This is a genomic window from Hymenobacter negativus (assembly GCF_017571495.1).
Lineage (GTDB): Bacteria > Bacteroidota > Bacteroidia > Cytophagales > Hymenobacteraceae > Hymenobacter > Hymenobacter negativus.
Window position 1 is genome coordinate 101,197 of sequence record NZ_JAGETZ010000005.1, and the last position, 15,844, is coordinate 117,040.

Below are 15,844 nucleotides of genomic sequence, written 5' to 3' on the forward strand. Positions count from 1 at the left end.
CCCCGATGACGTACTGGGGCACCGAATATTTTAGGCAAGCAGCGTATCTTTCAGCAGAGCTTGGCAACACGCCGTATAAGCCCGTTTGCACGCTGCTTGTTTCATCCCACCCGAGCCCATGCCCGAAACCGCTGCCGCGCCCCTGGAGGGCCTCGTTTCTCCCGCCAGCGCCATTGCTGCCAATTCGTTTGGCGCGGCGTTTCTGGCCCTGCGGCAGCGCACCGCAGCCCTGCGGCAAGAGGATGTGGCCGCCCGTCGGGCCCGTCTGAAAAAGCTGAGCGACTGGCTCCACACACACCGCGCCGATATTCAGCAGGCCCTCTTCACCGACTTCCGCAAGCCCGCCGCCGAAACGGATTTGACCGAAATCTGGACTTCGCTGGTGGAATTGAAGCACACTATGAGCCACCTGAATAAATGGATGGCCCCGCGCAGAGTGGCTGCGCCCATGGCGCTGCTGGGCACCCGCTCCTGGGTGCAGGTGGAGCCCAAGGGAGTGGTACTAATTATTTCGCCGTGGAACTACCCGTTTTACTTGGCTGTGGGCCCGTTGATTTCGGCCATTGCGGCTGGCAACGCGGTAGTCATCAAGCCGGCGGAGCAGACGCCGGCCACTTCCGCGCTGCTTCAGCAGCTATGCGAGGAGCTGTTTCGGCCCGATGAGGTGCTGCTGCTGCAAGGCGATAAAACCGTGGCCACCGAGCTGCTGAAACTGCCCTGGGACCACATTTTCTTCACCGGCAGCCCCGAAGTAGGCAAGATTGTAATGCGCGCCGCCGCCGAGCACCTCTGCGGCCTGACGCTGGAGCTGGGCGGCAAGAACCCCGCCGTGGTGGACCAGACGGCCGACCTGCGCGACGCGGCCGAGAAAATTGTGTGGGGCAAATTCCTCAACAACGGTCAGACCTGCGTAGCGCCCGACTACCTGCTGGTGCAGGAAAGTGTACAGCTGGCCCTGCTCAAGGAACTAGCCGCTGCCATTCAGCGGGCCTACAATCCCACCGGTGCGGGCATTGCGCAGTCGGAATCCCTGGCCCGGGTGGTCAACCGGCACCATTTCGCCCGGCTGGCCGGCCTGCTCGAAGACGCCGAAACCAAAGGCGCCACCGTGGCCGCCGGCGGCACCGTGGACGAAGGCCAGAACTACATCGAGCCCACCATTCTGACCAACGTGCCGGCCAATGCCCGGGTGCTGGAAGAGGAGATTTTCGGGCCATTGCTGCCGGTAATCACCTTCAAAACCCTGCCCGAAACCGTCGACTATATAAATGCCCGCCTCAAGCCGCTGGCGCAATACATCTTCACCACCGATGCCGAAAACCGCCGCTACCTGCTCGAAAATGTGTCGGCCGGCGGCGCGGGCGTGAACGAAACGGTGCTGCATTTTGCGCATCCGGAGCTGCCGACGGGTGGCGTGGGCAACTCGGGCCTTGGCAAGGCGCACGGGCACTCGGGCTTTCTGGCGTTCAGCAACGAGAAAGGCGTGCTGCGGCAGCGCGTGGGCCTCACCGGCATCAAGGCCATGTATCCGCCCTACACCAGCAAAGTGCAGAAACTGATTGGTTTGCTGGTGAAGTACTTGTAGGGGCTACGAGCAGCAGCAAGGTTACCTTAAGACGGGAGCAATATGAACGGGTATGAAAACTGCCCGGATGTTGCGCGGAGTTGCCCTGCTGGTTGGCAGCTTGGTATTCACAGCTTGTGACGAAGGCCTGCAAGTGCGTTTTGCAGAACCATTTCCCGCGCAGGCGGCCGACCTTCTCGAGTTTCCGGCGCGGCACCAAGCCGTGTACACTGCCGACGATTCCACGACCTCGGTCTGCATTGGCCGCACAGCGGTGTGGCGACAGGAACTGCGCAACATGACCTTCAAGCGCGATTCACTCCACCATGTGCGTGCCGATACCACGTATGCCGAGAATGGGCAGCTGCATTACCTAAAGCTTATGGACGATGGCCTCGTGCGCGACAGTTGGCTGGCTACTGATACTCTTTTTAGCCTGCGCGGGGCTGATGCCGGAAAGCTGCGGCGTTTTCAGGGCCGCTATTACCTCAACGAGCGCGACACCGACGCCGACAACTGGCGGGTACAGCGCCTGGAAATTGACGGGCCGCACCTTAGCTGGCAAAAATTCGGAACCGATACTCTTCGGCTGCTGGCGCTGGACGCGGCCACCATCCGCTACCGCCGCGAAAACGGAGCCCTGACTTCCATCCTGCTCACGCCGGCCTCAGGGGCGCAAACGCGGCGCGTGGGCCGCTACGCTGGGCTGTGGGAAACGCGGGGCGAGTATACGCGCCGCCGGTAAAGCGAAGCGAAGTGCCTGACTACTTCTGCCGCTGCTGCATCTCCAAGGCTATTTTTTGCTGTACAGCTTTGGTTTGCAGCTGCTTGAACTTGGTGGGGCCCACCACCGCGCTCAGCTCTCTTTGCGATTTGGCGTTGATGCGTTTCAACTCGGCCAGCAGCTGCGGCGACTTGGGCGGGAGCTTTTCTTTGGCGGCGTTCGACTCTGTCAGGGTGACGTTGAGAATGGTGCGGACGCGCCCCGTTTGGTCGGGGGTGAGTTTAAGCTCGGTACCCATGACATCGGCCAGGTCGCGGGCAGCGGTGGGCGGCGCAGGTGAGTCGGCGGTGCGAACGGTTTCGACTACCGGGGCCGGCTTGTCGCGGTGAAAAAGGGAGCAGCTGGCTGTGGCCAGGCTAAACGTGAGAAGGGCAAGAAAGCGGGGGAAGCGCATGCGGTGCATAAATAGCGGTACTGCTATCAGTACGCAGAAACTTCGGTCGAGGCTGGGGAGGTTGCCTCAACGGGTATCGATGGGGATGCGAATGGCGGGTATCAGCGCCGAGTTGTCTTTGCGCAGCGCCTGCCGCTCCAGCTTATTGCGGCGTTTTCGCCACTTGGTACGGCCGTTGCCGAACTGACCGAACAGGCTGTCGGCACTTGCTGTGGTTTTCTCCTCAATCTGGAAATAAGCCTCCCGACGGGCTTCGCCGTGGAGCTGGCGGCGGGCAGCTGCCCGTTCGGCGCGCTGCTGCAAAATAATGGCCTGAAGCCGCTCGTGCCGTTCGCTAGACATGTTGTTGACTACTTCCCGCACTCCGCCGCCGCAGTTTCCAAACAACAGCACCGCCAGCAACGGCAGGAGCAACAGGTACGTGAGTGGTGGGCGTTTCATGAGAGCAAGGTAGGCTGTGGAAGCGTGATGCTTCGCGTCTTGTTGTTGCTGCTGTTGGTTGGGCATGCGTAGCCATTTGCGGTTTGCATCACCCAACGTAGAGACACGAATTATCGTGTTTCTACACCACCATGGCCTGCTTTTCCACATTCCGGCTGGCCTTCATGCCCTGGGCTGTGAAGTGGGCCAGGGCCATGATGGTGAGCATGGGGTTGACTCCGCTGCAGGCTGGGAAGGCTGAGCCGTCGGCCACAAAGAGACCCTGCACCTCCACGGTTTCACCGTTGAGCTTGAGCGGGTGGGTGGCCGCGTCGCCACCCATGCGGCAGGTGCTCATCTGGTGGGCGCTGTAGAGGCCGAATTGGTTGGGTTTCCAGCTTAGATGCGGCAGCTGGTCGAGCAGGGCAGGATTGAGTAGTACGCCGTCCTTTATACGAAGCGTGGGCAAGGTATTGTGGGGCAGATACACGGTTTCGGCCCCGGCTGCGACGTGGATTTGAGCGGCGGCGCGCACGCCTTCCAGCATGTTGGCGCGGTCAAAATCCGACAAGGTGTAGTCAATCAGCGGCGCGCCGTTTTTGTCGATGCTGACCCGGCCGCCGTCGCGGTCGCGGGTGAGCACGATGAACGAGCCCAGGTGGCTGGCGTCGCGCAGCAGCTCGTGGTGCTGCTGGCCCGAGCGCCAGGGCAGCACCATGCTCAGCAGGCCGGGGTGGGTGGGGGGCGTTTCGAGCTTGGCGCCGAAGTTGGTTCCGTGCAGTTGGGTGTAGGTATCGTTGACCACGCTCATGCTGGGGCCGTGCCAGGAGTTCATGGCGTGCGGGTAGCGGGCCCCTACCACCACGGTGGGGTGCAGGTGCAGGTGGCGGCCCAGGTGCGGGTGCTTCAAGCCGGAGCGCAGCAGCAGCGCGGGCGTCTGGATGGCCCCGCCGGCCACCACTACGCGCTTCGCCCGCACGGTGATGTGAACCTGCTGGCCGTCCTCGGTGGTGTGCAGGGCCTCCGCGCCGGTAGCGCGGCCGTCGCTGATGGTCACGCGGTCCACCTTGGTATCGGCCAGGATGCGGGCGCCGTGCTCGAAAGCGGTGAGCAGATATGTATTCAGGGTGCCTTGCTTGATGCCGTGGGCATCGCCGAGCGTGGTGTAGCCAAGGCTGCGGAAGTGGCTGTCGGAATCCGTCAGGCCCTTTTCGTTGCGCGGAATCAGCTTTACCTCCTGGCCCAGCTTGGTCGAGCCGTCCCAGAGGGCCTGGTTCTGGCCGTTGTGGCGGGTGTAGTTGGTGTTCACCCCAATGGTGCGGGCCACGGCGTTGAGGCTTTCTTTGAATTCGAGGGTGGTGAAATGGGGCGCGGCGTGCTCGCGGGCCCATTCCTGCAGCACATAATCGGGGGTGCGGAAGGCCCCGGCCCAGTTTACAGTGGTGCCCCCGCCCAAGCAGGCGCCTGCCAGGATGCCGATGCTGCCATCCTGAGTGCAGAGGGTGCCCTTGGCATCGTAGAGCTTGCCCAGCATGTCGACTTCACGCTGGGTAAAGTCGCAGCCGTGGCAGTAGGGGCCTTTTTCAAGCACCAGCACATCAAAGCCAGCCTCGGCCAGCTCGCCGGCCACCACGCCGCCGCCTGCGCCGCTGCCAATCACCAGCACCTCGCACTCATACACGACGTCCTCTGTCAGGCGCAGGGTGCGAATGGGCTTGGGCGAATCCACCGGCTGCTCATCAGGCCCAGGGTAGCCGAGGAAGCCCCAGGCGGCCGGCACGTCCGTCATGCTGCCACCGTAGTAGAGCAGCGTGCACAGCTTGCGCAACGCCTGGAAGCCCTTGCGCAGCTGCGGCACGTTGCTGGCGGCCCAGCTTTGCAGCAGCTGCTCGCGGTGCACAGCATCCAGCTTGCGGAAGGGTTTCAGCGGGCCAAACCAGGTGAGGCCCAGCAGCGGCTTCTCCAGCAAATCGAGCAACTGGCTAAATTCGGCCTGGGCCCCAGCGGGCTGCTCCTGGATTGCAGCTTCGAGCTTCTCCAGATTCAGGCCGGCCGCGCCGGATGGGCTGCCGTCGGGCAGGGCGGGAATGAAGGTGTCGGCCAGGGCCTGGAGGACAAGGGAGCGGTCAGGGGTAAGCGTGAACATGAGGCGGGAATTTTGGGTGGTAAAAGGTAAGGAATTTTCGGCAAAGTGTTAGGCGTGCCGAGTATTTTTAGAGAGTAGGAGGTCAGGAGGGCAATGTGATAAAAGGTTAGACTGTCATGCCGAGCGCAGCCGAGGCAGCTCGCGTGCGGCAGTAGCTCAATCGTTGAACGATGCGAGCGAGCTGCCTCGGCTATGTTCGGTATGACGAACGATTCCCGACCTTTGCCCCACGGCTTTACTCGTGTACTCTCACACCTTCTTGCCTCATACCCTCTTGCCCTAAACCCAATGCCCCGCCTTATCCAAACGCCCGAAACCACGTACCGCGTCCACTTCCAGGACTGCGACATGCTGGGCCACCTCAACAACGCCCGCTACTTCGACTACTTTCTCAACGCCCGCGAAGACCATACCACCGAGCATTACCAGCTAAATTTGGGCGAAATAGCCCGCGAGCAGAAGGCCGGGTGGGTCATCACCAAGCACCACATCAGCTACCTCAAGCCGGCGCGGCAGGGCGTGCAGGTTCGCATTTTGAGCCAGCTCATCCACTTCGACAATTCCAACCTGGTGCTTGAAATGCAGATGCGCAACGAGGACGGCACCCGCCTGCTGGCCCTGCTGTGGTCGGAAATGACCTTCGTGACCATGCCCGCCGGCACCCGCACCGACCACTCCAACGCCATGATGGACCTGCTCGACGACCTTGACGTGGAAGCCGTCAGCTACGACCCCGATGGGTTTGACGAGCGGGTGAAGGAGGTGCGCCAGGAGCTGAAAAAGCTGCGGCGGGAGTAACCGCACGGCCCGTCATTGCGGGCGGAGCGCAGCGTAGCAATCCGTCCTGTAAACGCGACAAATCCCTTCAAAGAAAAGCCCCAGCACCGCGCGGTGCTGGGGCTTTTCTTTGAAGGGATTTGTCACAACTCAAGGCTGGTCGCGTTACGCTCCATCCGCAATGACAGTTCCGGCTTTACCCGCCAAAGGAATTGTCCCGCTCGTTGGCATCCATGAAGATGCCGCCGTCCAGTCGCACCGATTTCACCGCTTTGGGTACGGTGATGATGGCCTGCTTCTGGTTGGCTTGCCACACGGCGGGTGACTGGTGCAGGGTGGCCTTGCTGCCATCAGCATACTCCACATGCATATCAAAGGGCACGGCGAAACCGCCGATGTTTTGCACCGTCACGGTATTGCCGCTGGCTGCCACGGCCAGGTCGATGTAGTAGTTGGTGAAGAACCAGTTGTTGAAAAACCAGTTCAAATCCTGGCCGCTGGCGTTGCTCATTGAGTTGAAATAGTCCCACGGAATGGGGTGCTTGCCGTGCCAGCGGTCCATGTATTCGTGCAGGCTTTTCTTGAACAGCTCGTCACCGAGCATGTCCTTCAGGGCCAGGTAGCTGAGCGAGGGTTTGCCGTAGGCGTTGTTGCCGTAGCCGGCCTTCAGCTCGCTGCTGGGCGTGATGACGGGCAGGTCCTCGGCCGTAGCGGCATCGTGAATCCAGCGGTTCACGCGGAACTGTTTGTAGAAGTTGTCGGCCTTGACTACGCCGTTTTCCTGGCGGCCAATGAGCAGCTCAAACGTGGTGGCCCAGCCCTCGTCCATGTAGGCGTAGCGGCTCTCGTTGATGCCCATGTAGAAGGGAAACCAGGTGTGGGCTATTTCATGGTCCTGCACCAATTGGGCAAACGTAGGGTCGCGTTGGGGGCTGTCGTTCACCATCATCGGGTATTCCATATCGGCAAAGCCCTGGAACGCCGTCATTTTGGGAAACGGATACGCTACGCCGGGCCAGTTGGCCGGATTCGAAAACCAGCCCAGTGCAAACTGCGCGTTCTTCACCGACTGCCGGAAGTCCACCGTTGAATCGGCGTAGGCGGCCTGCACGCTGGCGCGGCGCTTGGCCTTGGCATCTACGACGACGCTGGCGGCGTCCCACACGTAATGGTCGCTCAGGCCGAAGGTGACGTCCGAAATGTCTTTCGCTGCCCACACCCAAGTATTCATTGCCTGCTGGGCGGTGATATTCTTCTTGGCCAAATCGGCAGCGGTAGCAACGTGGATAACCGCGTCGCTGGTCATCGACTGCTTGAGGCGCTTGGCGGCGGCTTTCTGCAGCACCTGGTCGGGGTTTTGCAAGGTGCCGGTGGCCCACACAATGTAGTTGGCCGGCGCCTTTACGCGCAGGGTGTAATCATTGAAGTCGTTGTAAAACTCCTTGCTGTCGACGAAGGGCAGCCGGTCCCAGCCGTTGTAGTCGTCATATACGGCAATGCGCGGGTAGAAATAGGCCAGGAAGTAAGTGGTGGGGTCAATCATGCCCTCACGCCCGCTCTCGATGGAAATGGGAAAGTGCCACGACACAGCAAATTTCACCGAATCGTGCGGGGCCAGCGCCTTGGGCAGGCGTACGCCCGGCGCGGTGCCCAGGTTTTGGGGTAGCGACTTGAGCTGGCCGGCCACCTGGAACGTGTCAATCACCACGCCGTTGGTGAGGTAATCGGCCGCGGCGTCGCCGTCGCGCGAGGCGCCGGGCTTGTGAATATTCTGGATGATGCGCAGGACCACCTGGCGCAGCGTGTCGGGGCTGTTGTTGGTGTAGGTGATGGTTTCGCGGCCACGGATGTCGCGGGCCGGCGGCGCAGCCTGCATGGTAATGTCATAGCGGGCGCGGTTTTGCCAGTAGTTGGGGCCGGGGCGGCCGTCGGGGCTGCGGGTGCCTTTGTTGAAGGCCTGCTTGATGTCGCGCGGCATGTAGAGCGGCTGCGTCTGGGCGGCGGCCGTATCGGCAAGGCCGGCGAGGAGCAGGAGCGTGAGGAGGGGTTTGGTCATAGCAGGGACAGACGGCGAAGAGGAGGGGAGTGTTGCATCGGGGTGGCGCGGACGATTTAACCTCACCCCCGGCCTCTCTCCCCAAGAGAGGGGAGCCTGACGATTGAGGATGGCCGCCCCGGAGGGGGCCCGTGAGGTTGGCCCGGTCGATGCAATGCTCCTGTTCAACGGCACAACGCCTGGCTGCATCTTTTGCCCAAAGCAAGCTCGCGCTTCAGGGCGTATTTTTCCGGCTTAAAGTTCCTGTATGCCCGTTCCGAATACCTGGCTGACCTTCCTAAAACCATTGAAAACAACCTGGCTCAGCGCTTTCCTGCTGCTGTGGCTGCTGGCCCTGGCCCCGGCGGCAGCTCAAACCACCGTGGCAAAGGAAGACACGATGGCCGTGGATACCACCGCCACGCGCGACGATTCCTACCGACTCGAAGTGGGCTACACCACGCTCAGCAGCATTTCGGGGCAGGTGCGCAAGGTGTTCGATACCCGCGGACTGGCCGAGGATTTACCCGATGTGGTGGAAAACCTCAAGGCCATTCAGTACACCCTCAAGCAAAAGGGGCAGGTGGTCGACATCAAGCAGCTGCAGATGTGCCAGCTCATGCTCACTACCCTGCAGGATGAGCTGGGGGAGTGGCGCACCGAGCTGGCCGAAGCCAACAAACAGCTGGCTGCCATGCAGGCTCGCCTCAAGAGCATTGCCCGCCCGCCCGTCCGCATTGCCAGCGCCGATGCCACCACCCTGGCCCTGGAGCGCTCCGATTCGGCGCTATGGGCGCGGCGGCAGCGCATTGGCGGCCTGCTCGAAAAGCGCTACCTCAAGGTGAAGCAGCTGCAGACGCAGGTGGCCGCCAGCTACATCCAGGGCATGGAATTGCAGGACGAGGTGGGCGACCAGCTGCGCCGCTACAGCCGCACCAGTGCCAAGCTCAACTACCCGCCGCTGTGGGAAGCCGAGTCAATTCCGCCGCTGCCACCCGACCCCAAGGCCCGCAAAGCCGGCCAGTACCGGCGCGAAATCATTAACTTCTACTTCGCTCATAATTGGGACAACTGGGCCTACATGGCGCTCATTGGGCTGGTGTTTTATGGCTGGGTCTCGTTCAACTACCGGCGGGCCAAGACGGCGGGGCTGGCCATTACCGAGCCGTTTCGGTACCTGCGGCCGGGGCCGGTGGCGGCTACGCTGGTGGTGATGTTCAGCCTGGCGCCGGCGCTGGAGCTGCACCCGCCACCCGTGTACCTGGCCTTGCTGCAGCTGCTGTTGCTGGTGGCCCTCACGGCAGTGTTTGCGCGAAGCTGGTCGCGGCAACTGTTTCTGTACTGGCTGGGGCTGGTGGCGTTTTTCGTGTGGCTGAGCATCACCAACGCCAACGCCACCACCGGGCTGGGCGCGCGCTGGGGCTTGCTCGGGCTCAATGCGTTGGCGGTGGGAATTGGGGCGTGGCTGCTGTGGCGGCTGCGCCAGACACTGGCTCAATTGCGCTTTCTTATTCCGGTGACGGGGCTGTTCATTGGGCTCAATGCGCTGGCCGTGTTTTGCAACGTGGTGGGGCGGCTGAGTTTGGCCAAGATGTTCAGTACGGCGGCCATTTTTGGGCTCACGCAGGGCATCGGGCTGGCGGTATTTATTGAGCTGTTCACCGAAGCTTTCCACCTGCAAATCCTGTGTAGCCGGGGGAGTGAGGGCAGCGCGGGGGCCTTCGACTACGACAAGATTGAGCCCCAGCTCATGCGCCTGCTCACGGTGCTGGCCGGTGCCCTGTGGCTGGTGGTGTTCACGTCCAACCTCAACATCTACAACCTCATCTACGGCCTGTTCGACCACTTTCTCACGGCCACGCACACCTTCGGCAGCACCGAATTCACCTACGGCAACGTCCTGCTGTTTTTCCTTATCCTCTACATTTCGGCGCTGCTGCAGCGCTACATCGGCTACTTTTTCGGCGATGTGGGCAACGACGACAGCGTGGACTCGCGGCAGCGCGGCTCGTGGCTGGTAGCGTTGCGGCTGCTGCTGGTGCTGGTGGGCTTCGCGCTGGCTACCGCCGCCACGGGCCTGCCGCTGAGTAAAATCGCCATCGTATTCGGCGCGCTTAGCGTGGGCATTGGTCTGGGCTTGCAGAGCATTGTGAACAACCTGGTGTCGGGCATCATCCTGATTTTTGAGCGGCCGTTTCACGTGGGCGACTTCATTGAGGTAGCCGGCAAGGCCGGACGGGTGCACGACATCGGCATCCGGTCGAGCAAGCTGACGTCCGTCACGGGCTCCGAAATCATCGTGCCCAATGGCGACCTGCTCTCCAACCACGTCATCAACTGGACGCGTACCAACGACCACATCCGCACGGATTTGTCGCTGAGGCTGGCTCCCGGCACCGACTTGCAGACCGACCTCCAAACGGCCCGCGAGCTCATTCAGGAGGAAATCAAAACCAGCCCTTACACCATGCACAACCTGCCGCCCGAAATCCTGCTCAGCAGCATCAACGGGCAGGTATATGAGCTGAAAGTGCTGTTCTGGATTACCAATATCCGCCAGGAACAGCTCACGAAGAGCGAGATTCTGGCCGGCATCTACCGCCGCTTTGTCGACAAGGGGCTGACGTTGAGCTAGAGGTAATTGTGACGATGACGCAGGACAGGAGGTACTTATTAACTGGGCTAAACTCGAACTTGATTTGCTGTGAGTAAAAAAGGATACTTTCTGAGCGCGCTCGTGCTGAGTATTGGCCTGTGGACGGGCTGCGAGCAATCCACTAAACCAATCAAAGCGCCCGAAGCCCCCCGCCCGGCCTCGCCGGTGGCGACAAAGCCTCCGGTCCCGTCCGACACTGTGCCCAAGGATGCCGCGAAAGGCGATTTCGACGGCGACGGGCGTGCCGAATACGTGTGGCTGACGGCGCCCGAAATAACAGATGACATGGAATGCAAGGGCGAATGCACCAGCTACCTGCGATTTTCGAAGGCGGCGCTGCCGGCCATTGAGCAGCTGAACTGCATTGGTGGGCAGCCCGAGAACCTGGGCGATTTGAACGGCAACGGCGGCGATGAAATCGGCCTGCTGCCGGAGTGGTTCACCAGCTGCTGGGCCAGTTATTACGTGTTTACCTACCGGGCCGGGAAGTGGGAGCGGCTGGTGAAGCCCTTCTCCACGCACTGCAACCAGTGGGAGGCCGAGGTAAAGCCCATCGAAAAAGACCCCGCTCACCCAGGCCACGTCCTGATTCGCTACACCGAGTTTGCCGATACGACGTTTGCCGTGCAAACGAAATCGGTGCCGGTGCAGTGAGAATGCGAAGCCTGCAGCACAATAGACCGTCATGCCGAGCGGAGCATGCAAACCTCTGCATGACCGGCACATGGAACAGAACCTGAAATGAAAACAACATTCGCCATCCTGCTTTTGGGTTGCTGCCTGCTGCTCAGTGCCTGCCAGCGGCCCGATGATGCGGTGGTCATCATCAAGGGTAAGCAGTGGCACCGCACGTCGGCCGAACTGGCGCAAGGCCAGCTCACGCCGCAGCTGCACGATGCTGATTATCAATTGGTCAGCGATATGGCCATGCTGAGCGCGGTAGTGTATGCGGGGGTACGCGTGTCTGGCCACCGGCCCGATTATAGGCAGGACACGGCCAAATACGCCGTGGAGCGGCGCGAGCTAGCCCGGCGCGGCTGGCAGCCGTTTGCCTTGGCTGAGGTGGTGACAACTCCGCCGGGCCAACACCCCTTAGGCGGATTGGTGTACGATGTATGGGTGCAGGCCCGGACCGGCGCCCGGCCGCTGGCGGTGCTGGTGTTCCGGGGTACCAATTACCTGGAGTTTGCCGATTGGGTGGCCAATACGCGGCCCGTTACGAACTGGCCCGGCCTGTGGGACCAATATGAGCAGGCCCGTGCCCTCACGCCCGTGGTGGTGGCCCGGCTCGATTCAGCCTACGGTGGCCGGGAACGGGTTTTCGCGACTGGGCACTCGCTGGGCGGCGGGCTGGCGCAACACGCCGGCTACACCTGCCCGCGCATCGAAAAGGTGTTCGCCTTCGATTCGTCGCCGCTGACGGGCTATTTCGATGTGGCCAAAAAAGAGCGACTGCTACACGGCAGCAAGCGCCGCACTTTTCTGGTGTACGAGAGCTACGAGGTGCTGGCGCTGTTTCGCATGGTGCCGGCCTACCTCGACCGCTTTCGGGAGGTTGATATTGTGGCCGTGCGCTACAACTTCGCCACCGGGCTGGAGGCGCCCTCGCCCTTTCAGCAGCACCAGATGCAGCGGCTGGCGGCGGGGCTAAACGCAGAGAAGTAGTTCCTGCGCCCCAGCGCGAGCGCGGCGCGCGGCTGTTGTTCATTACCTTAACACCCGGTTGGGCTCGTTTTCGCATTCAGCAAGGAAGTACTGCGCCATGATATACCAGGTCACGCTCCCGCACCCAGCGTTGCGGCTGTACGTTAAGGAGTACTTACTCATTGATTTCGACTTTACGAGGCTGCGCGAAATTCCGACCCGACTGATGCCGGTTCGGGCCGAGCAGAGCTTGATTTTCTATCCGGGCGACGGGTTTACCAAAGTGAATGAGGCGCTTGGCCAGCGGCTGGCGATTCCGCGAACGGTGGTGCAGGGGCAGCCCCTCACGGTGTGGCACCACCATTACCCACGCACGTTCTCCCTAGTGAAAGTGGTGTTCCAACCGGGCGGGCTTTACCAACTGCTTGGTGGAGTCCCGCTGGCCAAATTCACTGACGTGGCCGTGGACGCCGAAGCGGTAATGGGCCGCGAAGCCGGCGAACTGTTGCAGCAATTAATGGACATGGGGCGCTACCAGGAAATGATTGCGACGGTAGATGCCTACCTGTTCAACAAATTCCAGCGTAGCCAGCGGCGGTCCGAACCCATCGACAAAATGGCCTACCTGCTGCAAGCCAGTTACGGGCCTGGGGCACTAGAGTACTTGGCCAGCCAAGCCTGCCTGAGCTTCCGGCAGTTTGAGCGAAAGTTTCGGGAGCGCATGGGCATCAGCCCCAAGCTGTTCCTGCGCATTCAGCGTTTCAACCAAGCCCTCGATGCGAAAGAAAAATACCCGGCTCTGGACTGGCAGGGCATTGCCCTGGGCTGCGGCTACGCCGACTACCAGCACATGGTGAAGGACTTTAAGCAGTTTGGGGGCGCCACGCCGGTGAGCTTGCTGCAGGCCGCTGCCCAAGCCCCCGAGCGCTTGTTGCACCTGCGCTAACAATGTCGTTTTTTGACCACTACGCCCCTGAACTCAGCCGGTAGCTTTGTGAGCATCACCTTCTCAAGTAGCTATCGCCATGGAACAAGCATCTCGTCGCTCGGTCCTCAAACACCTTTCCGCCACAGTAATTGGTATGACCCTGATTCCCTCCCAGCCCCTAAATGCAGCCCCGACGGCTGCGCAAAAGCCTTTCGTGGTGCGCGGGGCCGAAGGCCGCGGGGCAGAGCACTACCGCATGATGGGCTTCGACCTGTACCTGAAAGTGGCCGGCAAGGACACCGACGGGCAGCTCTCGGTTTTTGCCGGCGAGTACCACCGGCACGACGGCCCGCCGCTGCACGTCCACTACCAGCAGGACGAGGAGTTTTACATCACCGAAGGCGAGTTTTTGGTGCAGGTGGGAGAAGAGCGGTTCACGCTGAAAGCCGGGGATTTAATTTTTCTTCCCCGCAACATTCCACACTCATTTTTGACGTTGAGCGAAACCGGCAAAATGGTGTTCATGACCCACCCCAGCGGCACCACCGAAATGCTATTTAAGCAACTGGCAGCGCTGCCCCCCACCGCTACGCTGGCCGAGGTGGAGAAACTGCACCTCGCGCATCAGTGCCGAATTGTTGGTCCCAAGCTTACGGCAGGCTGAGTTCATAGCCACTCAAAGAAGACTGGAAGAGGCCCTCCGGCGCGTCCGGCTGAGCGGAGCCGAAGCATCTCTACCACAAGCGTGAATTGACTATTTGTACAGTCCAGATGCTTTGGTCCCGCTCAGCCGGACGGGTAATAGCGCCACCTACACCCGTTCAGCAGAGTACAGGAGTGTTGGTTGTGTGAATTTTTGGTGCTTGCGGCCATGCTGCAACGCCTTGTTTCCCTGCTTCTATTATCCCTAAGCTTCTTCGGAAATCTGGCAGCGGCTCCACCTGCGGGTGGTTTCAACGTGCGGGATTTTGGGGCGAAGGGTGACAGCACCACGCTGGATGGCGATGCCATCAACCGGGCCATTGCAGCCGCGGCAAAGGCGGGCGGCGGCACGGTGTACTTCCCGGCGGGCACCTACCGCAGCTACTCCATTCGGCTGCAAAGCCACATCAGCCTGTACCTCGACCAAGGCGCCGTGCTGCTGGCCGCCGCGCCGGTGGGCAGCACCGGCTATGATGCGCCGGAGCCCGCCGATAACGACAAATTCCAGGATTTCGGGCACAGCCACTGGCACAACAGCCTGATTTGGGGCGAGAAGCTGGTGGACATTTCCATTCTCGGGCCGGGCACCATCTACGGGCAGGGCCTCACGCGCGAGGGGCCGCACCAGGCCCCCGTGGGCAACAAAGCCATTGCCCTGAAGCTGTGCCGCAACGTAACACTGAAGGATTTTACGGTGCGGCAGGGCGGCCACTTCGCCCTGCTGGCCACGGGCGTGGATAACCTGACCATTGACAACCTCAAGCTCGATACCAACCGCGACGGGCTGGACATCGACTGCTGCCAGAACGTGCGGGTGAGCAACTGCACTGTCAATTCGCCCTGGGACGATGGCATTTGCCTGAAAAGCTCCTTTGCTCTCGGCTACGCCCGGCCCACCGAAAACGTCACCATTACCAATTGCCAGGTGAGCGGCTTTGACCGTGGCAGCCTGCTCGATGGCACCTACCGCCGCAACGAAGCTACTCTCGTGCCCGACCACGAAGGCCCCACCGGCCGCATCAAGTTCGGCACCGAATCGAACGGTGGTTTCCGCAACATCGCCATCAGCAACTGCGTGTTTACCTACTGCCGCGGACTGGCTCTGGAAACCGTGGACGGCGGCCTGCTCGAAGACGTGACCATCAGCAACATCACGATGCGTGATGTCACAAACTCGCCCATTTTCCTGCGCCTTAGCAGCCGGCTGCGGGCGCCGGCAGGCACCGCCACGGGGCAGTTGCGCCGCATCAATATCAGCAACGTCACGGTTTATAATGCCGATTCCCGGTTTGCCACGCTCATCAGCGGCGTGCCCGGCCACCCCATTGAGGACGTGCGCTTGAGCAACATCAGCATCTGGTACCGGCCGCTGGACGCGGCCTCCGCTGCCGCCATTCAACCTGACTTGCCCGAAGACGAGAAAGGCTACCCCGAACCCCAGAAGTTGGGCGTGGGTCCGGCCTACGGCTTTTACATCCGGCACGCCAAAAACATCGAATTAAACGACGTGAACATCCATCTGCTGGGAGCCGAAACGCGGCCCTTGCTGATGCTGACGGACGTGGACGGCGCCCGTCTGCAGAACGTGGCGGCTGACAAGGCCGGAGCCGCGCCGCTACTGGTGCTGAAGAACGTGCGCGGGTTGTCGGTGAGTGATAGCGAAGCGTTGAAAAAGTCCACCAGAACGAGGTAGGGGTGGGGCTTGTCCCCGCCCGCCGTTCGCGCCAACTGCCCATTTCCCGCACCGTCAGAACGTTTCTGTTCAACGACGAGCGCGCCCCTACAATCCCACCC

13 protein-coding genes are annotated in these 15,844 nt (G+C 61.4%); 9 read left to right on the forward strand and 4 right to left on the reverse strand.

The window, feature by feature from the left end:
* Window positions 1–118: 118 nt before the first annotated feature.
* Complete coding sequence (locus J4E00_RS12845; protein WP_208175573.1) at window positions 119–1,585, forward strand: aldehyde dehydrogenase family protein; 1,467 nt, start codon at window positions 119–121, stop codon at window positions 1,583–1,585.
* 52 nt (window positions 1,586–1,637) lie between these two features.
* Window positions 1,638–2,309, forward strand: a complete 672-nt coding sequence (locus J4E00_RS12850) for a hypothetical protein (protein WP_208175574.1) — start codon at window positions 1,638–1,640, stop codon at window positions 2,307–2,309.
* Between the two features lie 19 nt (window positions 2,310–2,328).
* Here the strand turns inward: J4E00_RS12850 and J4E00_RS12855 are convergent, their stop codons facing one another.
* From J4E00_RS12855 to J4E00_RS12865, 3 genes are all read right to left on the reverse strand, one after another.
* A complete protein-coding gene (locus J4E00_RS12855; protein WP_208175575.1) occupies window positions 2,329–2,742 on the reverse strand; it encodes a hypothetical protein in 414 nt (137 codons plus the stop codon).
* Between the two features lie 66 nt (window positions 2,743–2,808).
* Window positions 2,809–3,183, reverse strand: a complete 375-nt coding sequence (locus J4E00_RS12860; RefSeq protein ID WP_208175576.1) for a hypothetical protein — start codon at window positions 3,181–3,183, stop codon at window positions 2,809–2,811.
* Window positions 3,184–3,304: 121 nt separating this feature from the next.
* Window positions 3,305–5,308 carry a GMC family oxidoreductase gene (locus J4E00_RS12865; protein ID WP_208175577.1) on the reverse strand — a complete coding sequence of 668 codons (2,004 nt, stop codon included), beginning with the start codon at window positions 5,306–5,308 and terminating at the stop codon, window positions 3,305–3,307.
* 288 nt (window positions 5,309–5,596) lie between these two features.
* On the opposite strand from J4E00_RS12865, the gene J4E00_RS12870 reads away from it, so the two are divergent.
* Window positions 5,597–6,106: an acyl-CoA thioesterase gene (locus J4E00_RS12870; RefSeq protein ID WP_208175578.1), complete on the forward strand. Its 510-nt coding sequence runs from the start codon at window positions 5,597–5,599 to the stop codon at window positions 6,104–6,106.
* A 175-nt stretch (window positions 6,107–6,281) separates the two neighbouring features.
* On the opposite strand, the gene J4E00_RS12875 is transcribed toward J4E00_RS12870, so the two are convergent.
* Complete coding sequence (locus J4E00_RS12875; RefSeq protein WP_208175579.1) at window positions 6,282–8,141, reverse strand: M1 family metallopeptidase; 1,860 nt, start codon at window positions 8,139–8,141, stop codon at window positions 6,282–6,284.
* Between the two features lie 286 nt (window positions 8,142–8,427).
* Between J4E00_RS12875 and J4E00_RS12880 the strand changes: the two genes are divergently transcribed.
* The 6 genes from J4E00_RS12880 to J4E00_RS12905 all read left to right on the forward strand — a co-directional run bounded on the left by J4E00_RS12880 (window position 8,428) and on the right by J4E00_RS12905 (window position 15,743).
* Complete coding sequence (locus J4E00_RS12880) at window positions 8,428–10,755, forward strand: mechanosensitive ion channel domain-containing protein (protein WP_208175580.1); 2,328 nt, start codon at window positions 8,428–8,430, stop codon at window positions 10,753–10,755.
* Between the two features lie 69 nt (window positions 10,756–10,824).
* Complete coding sequence (locus J4E00_RS12885) at window positions 10,825–11,430, forward strand: hypothetical protein (protein ID WP_208175581.1); 606 nt, start codon at window positions 10,825–10,827, stop codon at window positions 11,428–11,430.
* An 87-nt stretch (window positions 11,431–11,517) separates the two neighbouring features.
* Complete coding sequence (locus J4E00_RS12890; RefSeq protein ID WP_208175582.1) at window positions 11,518–12,441, forward strand: hypothetical protein; 924 nt, start codon at window positions 11,518–11,520, stop codon at window positions 12,439–12,441.
* Window positions 12,442–12,538: 97 nt separating this feature from the next.
* On the forward strand, window positions 12,539–13,366 hold the full coding sequence (locus tag J4E00_RS12895; RefSeq protein WP_208175583.1) for an AraC family transcriptional regulator: 828 nt from the start codon (window positions 12,539–12,541) through the stop codon (window positions 13,364–13,366).
* Window positions 13,367–13,445: 79 nt separating this feature from the next.
* Window positions 13,446–14,012 (forward strand): cupin domain-containing protein, encoded by a 567-nt coding sequence (locus J4E00_RS12900; protein WP_208175584.1) that lies wholly within the window; start codon window positions 13,446–13,448, stop codon window positions 14,010–14,012.
* Window positions 14,013–14,219: 207 nt separating this feature from the next.
* Window positions 14,220–15,743, forward strand: coding sequence for a glycoside hydrolase family 28 protein (locus J4E00_RS12905; protein WP_208175585.1), 1,524 nt, complete (start codon window positions 14,220–14,222; stop codon window positions 15,741–15,743).
* Window positions 15,744–15,844 lie beyond the last annotated feature (101 nt).

Bases quoted from the DNA above. Each gene is read 5' to 3' on its own strand.
- J4E00_RS12845 (WP_208175573.1), top strand. From the start codon at position 119: ATGCCCGAAACCGCTGCCGCGCCCCTGGAGGGCCTCGTTTCTCCCGCC.
- J4E00_RS12850 (WP_208175574.1), top strand. From the start codon at position 1,638: ATGAAAACTGCCCGGATGTTGCGCGGAGTTGCCCTGCTGGTTGGCAGC.
- J4E00_RS12855 (WP_208175575.1), bottom strand. From the start codon at position 2,742: ATGCGCTTCCCCCGCTTTCTTGCCCTTCTCACGTTTAGCCTGGCCACA.
- J4E00_RS12860 (WP_208175576.1), bottom strand. From the start codon at position 3,183: ATGAAACGCCCACCACTCACGTACCTGTTGCTCCTGCCGTTGCTGGCG.
- J4E00_RS12865 (WP_208175577.1), bottom strand. From the start codon at position 5,308: ATGTTCACGCTTACCCCTGACCGCTCCCTTGTCCTCCAGGCCCTGGCC.
- J4E00_RS12870 (WP_208175578.1), top strand. From the start codon at position 5,597: ATGCCCCGCCTTATCCAAACGCCCGAAACCACGTACCGCGTCCACTTC.
- J4E00_RS12875 (WP_208175579.1), bottom strand. From the start codon at position 8,141: ATGACCAAACCCCTCCTCACGCTCCTGCTCCTCGCCGGCCTTGCCGAT.
- J4E00_RS12890 (WP_208175582.1), top strand. From the start codon at position 11,518: ATGAAAACAACATTCGCCATCCTGCTTTTGGGTTGCTGCCTGCTGCTC.
- J4E00_RS12895 (WP_208175583.1), top strand. From the start codon at position 12,539: ATGATATACCAGGTCACGCTCCCGCACCCAGCGTTGCGGCTGTACGTT.
- J4E00_RS12900 (WP_208175584.1), top strand. From the start codon at position 13,446: ATGGAACAAGCATCTCGTCGCTCGGTCCTCAAACACCTTTCCGCCACA.
- J4E00_RS12905 (WP_208175585.1), top strand. From the start codon at position 14,220: ATGCTGCAACGCCTTGTTTCCCTGCTTCTATTATCCCTAAGCTTCTTC.